Source organism: Streptomyces nanhaiensis (genome assembly GCF_046614825.1).
In the GTDB taxonomy this organism is placed as follows: Bacteria; Actinomycetota; Actinomycetes; order Streptomycetales; family Streptomycetaceae; genus Streptomyces; species Streptomyces radiopugnans.
This window is the reverse complement of the sequence record NZ_JBKJFM010000268.1, coordinates 1-3831: the sequence shown is the minus strand read 5'-3', so window position 1 is coordinate 3831 and position 3831 is coordinate 1. Positions and strand designations below refer to the sequence as shown.

At 77.8% G+C, this 3831-nt stretch carries 6 protein-coding genes; 1 reads left to right on the top strand and 5 read right to left on the bottom strand.

Annotation, left to right across the window (positions count from 1 at the left end; genetic code table 11):
* Positions 1-135, top strand: a 135-nt coding sequence (locus ACLIYP_RS29555; protein WP_412716153.1) for an LAETG motif-containing sortase-dependent surface protein, incomplete at its 5' end; no start/stop codon positions are given.
* 91 nt (positions 136-226) lie between these two features.
* On the opposite strand, the gene cobC is transcribed toward ACLIYP_RS29555, so the two are convergent.
* The 5 genes from cobC to ACLIYP_RS29530 form a co-directional block, all read right to left on the bottom strand.
* Complete coding sequence (cobC, locus tag ACLIYP_RS29550) at positions 227-1342, bottom strand: Rv2231c family pyridoxal phosphate-dependent protein CobC (RefSeq protein WP_412716152.1); 1116 nt, start codon at positions 1340-1342, stop codon at positions 227-229.
* The gene (locus ACLIYP_RS29545) at positions 1326-2264 is read right to left on the bottom strand and encodes a sirohydrochlorin chelatase (RefSeq protein WP_412716151.1); all 939 of its coding nucleotides are present in this window, start codon (positions 2262-2264) and stop codon (positions 1326-1328) included. Before ACLIYP_RS29545 ends, cobC begins: the two co-directional genes overlap by 17 nt.
* Positions 2261-2908, bottom strand: coding sequence for a precorrin-8X methylmutase (locus tag ACLIYP_RS29540; RefSeq protein ID WP_412716150.1), 648 nt, complete (start codon positions 2906-2908; stop codon positions 2261-2263). Before ACLIYP_RS29540 ends, ACLIYP_RS29545 begins: the two co-directional genes overlap by 4 nt.
* A complete protein-coding gene (locus ACLIYP_RS29535; protein WP_412716149.1) occupies positions 2905-3165 on the bottom strand; it encodes a DUF362 domain-containing protein in 261 nt (86 codons plus the stop codon). The genes ACLIYP_RS29540 and ACLIYP_RS29535 overlap by 4 nt, the downstream gene beginning before the upstream one ends.
* Positions 3162-3831, bottom strand: a 670-nt coding sequence (locus ACLIYP_RS29530; RefSeq protein WP_412716148.1) for an SAM-dependent methyltransferase, incomplete at its 5' end; no start/stop codon positions are given. The genes ACLIYP_RS29535 and ACLIYP_RS29530, both read right to left, overlap by 4 nt.

Genomic DNA, 3831 nt, shown 5'->3' with positions numbered 1-3831 from the left:
ACCGGCAACCGCGCGGGGACGGGGGGCGGCTGGGCCACCCCGTACAGCGCCGGCGGAGCGCGGGGGCTCGTCGCGGCGGGCGGCGGGCTGCTGATGCGGCGCCGCCGCCGTGCGGCCGGCGCGGCCGACGCCTGATCCGGCCACCGCCGCCCCGGCCCCGTGCCGGGGCGGCGGTACGAGCGGCGGCGGGACCCCCGGGCGGGGGCGCCCGCCGCCGCTCCGCGCGTCAGCGCACCCCGAGGCCGGCCAGCGTCCGCACCAGGCGGTCGGTCGTCGCCCGGTCCCGCACCGCCAGCCGCAGCCACCGTGCGTCCAGACCGGGGAAGGTGTCCCCGCGGCGTACCGCGATGCCCTCCGCGCGCAGCCGCTCCCGCAGCCCGGCCGCGTCGGCGTGCCGAACCAGGACGAAGGGCGCCCGCGGCTCCGCCGTCGCCTGCCCCAGCTCGCCGAACTCCGCGAGCCGGCCCAGCAGATGGGCCCGATCGGCGGCGGTCCGCTCCGCCGCCCGCCCGGCCTCGGCCAGCGCGGCGGGCTCGCAGCACGCCTCGGCCGCGGCGAGCGCGGGGGAGGAGACCGGCCACAGCGGCTGGTGCCGCTCCAGCGCGGCGACGGTCTCCGGGTCGGAGAGCACGTAGCCGATGCGCAGCCCCGCCAGCCCCCAGGTCTTGGTGAGGCTGCGCAGCACCACGGTGCGGCCCGGAAGCTCCGTCACCAGCCCCGCCAGGGACTCGCGCTCGCCCGGCACCGCGTCGATGAACGCCTCGTCCACCACCAGCGTCCGGCCCGGCCGCGCCAGCGCCGCCAGGGCGGAGGCCGGGTGCAGCACCGACGTCGGGTTGGTCGGGTTGCCGACGACCACCGCGGCGGCCGAGGCCGGAACGCGGGCGGGGTCGAGGCGGAAGCCGTCCCGCTCCTCGAGGACGACGCGCTCCACCCGGTGGCCCGCGTCCAGCAGCGCGGCCTCCGGCTCGGTGAACTGCGGGTGCACCACCACCGGTCCGCCGTCGCGCCAGGCGTCCGACCCGGGCGGGGGCAGGAACCGGGCGAGCAGGACGAACGCCTCCGCCGCGCCCGCCGTCAGCAGCACGCACTCCTGCGGCAGCCCGTGCCGGGCCGCCACCGCCCGCCGGGCCGCCCGCCCGTCGGGGTAGGCGGCCAGCGAGCCGAGCGAGGCGGCCACCCGCTCCCTCAGCCACGCGGGGGGCGTGCCGGCGCGGACGTTGACCGCGAGGTCCACCAGGTCCGCGCCCGCGTCCCGCACCTCCGCGTCGCCGTGGTGGCGCAGGTCGTGCGCGGCGCCCGGGGGCCGAGGGGGGACCAGGGGTTCAGCGGGCGTGCGCATGGCCGTCATCGTGGTGATGGTGGTGCCCGTGCCCGTGCCCGTGTCCGTCGTCGTCCGGGTGGTGGTGGGGCCGCTGGGGCATGCCCACCTTCTCCTCGAAGCCGGGCAGCGCGATGCGGTAGACGCACGAGTCGCAGTTCATCCGCAGATCGCCCTCGACGGCCTCCGCGTAGCGCTCCCAGACCAGCTCCGCCAACTCGTCGGTGGGGCCGATGACATCGGCGGAGAGCACCTCGGTCTCCGGGTGCGCCGCGGCCCAGCCCTCGGTCTGCGCCCGGACCCGGTCCGGCAGGATGCCGGTGAACAGGAAGTAGGGCAGCACCACGATCCGGCGGGCGCCCAGCATCCGGCAGCGGTCCAGGCCGGAGGGGACGTCGGGGGCGGCGAGCGAGACGAACGCCGTCTCCACGCCCGCGTAGCCGCGCCCCTCCCACAGCAGCCGGGCCGCCTTGTGCACCTCGGCGTTGGCGTCCGGGTCGGTGGAGCCGCGGCCCACCAGCAGCACCGTGGTGCCGGCGCGGCTGCTCGCGCCGCCCTCGTCGCCCGCCGAGCGCAGCGCCTCGTCCACCCGGCGCTCCAGCACGTTCAGCAGCGAGGGGTGGGGGCCGAGCGGGCGGCCGTACGCGTAGGTGGTGCCCGGGTGGCGCCGCTCCTCGCGGGCCAGGGCGGCCGGGATGTCGCCCTTGGCGTGCCCGGCCGAGACCAGCATCAGCGGGACGGCGGCGAAGTTCCGCACGCCCCGCCCGGTCAGTTCGGCGACGGCGTCGGCGAGCGGGGGCGGGGACAGTTCGATGAAACCCCCCGCGACGGGGAGGCCGGGCCGCCGCTCGCCGAGGTCGCGCACGAAGGAGCGGAACGCCTCGGCGCCGGCGTCGTCACGGGTGCCGTGGCCGACGAGGAGGAGGGCGGGTGGACTGGTCACTGGGTCTTCTCCTTGGCGGTACCGGGGGCGGTACGGGGGACGGTGCTGTCGGGGCGTGCGGCGGTGGCCGGGGTGTACAGAAGGGCGTTGAGGGCTGCCGCGGCCACCGCGCTGCCGCCCTTCTCCGAGACGTTGCTGACGGCCGGCAGGCCGCTGGCGCGCAGCGCCGCCTTGCTCTCGGCCGCGCCGACGAAGCCGACGGGCAGACCGATGACCAGGGCGGGGTCCACGTCCAGGGCGAGCAGTTCGAACAGGGCGGTGGGCGCGCAGCCGACCACCCACACCGCGCCCGGCCCGACCTGCTCGTGGGCCAGCCGCACCGCGTGCGCGGAACGTGTCAGGCCGCCTTCGGCGCGGGCGTCGGCCAGCCGGCACACCGTCTCGCGGCGGGTGATCCCGGCGGCGACCATCTCGACGTCCACCACGACCGGCGCGCCGGCGTGCAGGGCGGTGTGCGCGGCGCGCAGCGCGCTCTCGTCGGTGACCAGGTCCTCGGCGTAGGCCGGGTCGGCGCTGGAGTGGATCACCCGCTCCACCACGGCCCGCGTCAGCGGCGGGAGGTGGGAGGTGTCCAGCCGCGAGCGCAGGATGCGGTACGACTCCTCCTCGATGGGATGGACGGTGCGGTGGGTCGAAGGTGTCACGACGGCTCCCGGGGGTCGCGTAGGGGGATCTCCTCGACGGCGTCGACCGGGCACACCTCGACGCACTCCAGGCAGCCGGTGCACAGCTCGGCGCGCACCAGCAGCGCGCCGCCCAGCGGACGTATCGCGTGGACCGGACAGGTCAGCAGGCAGGCGCCGCAGCCCGCGCAGCGCGAGGTGACGGCGACGGGCGCGGCCCGGGTGGCGGTCCTCCCGGGGGCCGCGGGGGCCGCGGGGACGGTCGCCGGCGCGGTCACCGGGACTCCTGCCAGCGGTAGCCGCGCGGGGTCACCATGCGGCCGGCCACGGTGCGGGTGGCGGTGTTGCCGACCGTCACCACCGTCATCATGTCGACCGTCTCCGGGTCGAGTTCGCCGAGCGTGGTCACGGTGGTGCGCTCGCCGGGGCGCGAGGCGTTGCGCACCACCCCGGCCGGGGTGTGCGGGGCGCGGTGCTCGGCCAGCAGGGCGAGCGCCTTGGGCAGCTGCCAGTCGCGGCCCCGGCTGCGGGGGTTGTAGAACGTCACCACCAGGTCGGACTCGGCCGCCGCCCGGACCCGGCGCTCGATCACCTCCCAGGGCGTGTGCAGGTCCGACAGGCTGATCGAGACGTGGTCGTGGCCCAGCGGCGCGCCCAGCAGCGCGGCGGCGGCGAGCGCCGCGGTGACGCCGGGGACACCGACCACGTCGATGTCGGCGGACGCCTCCGCCAGGGCGGGCGAGGCCATCGCGTACACCCCGGCGTCGCCGCTGCCGATCAGCGCCACCGCGCGGCCCGCGCGGGCCTGTGCCACGGCGGTGCGGGCGTGGCGGCAGGCGTTGGCCACCAGCTCGCTCAGCAGCAGTACGGCCGTCTCCGCCGTCGTGTCCGGCACCTTCCAGACGCTCAGCCCGTCTCGCAGCAGGGCCCGCGCGGGGATCAGC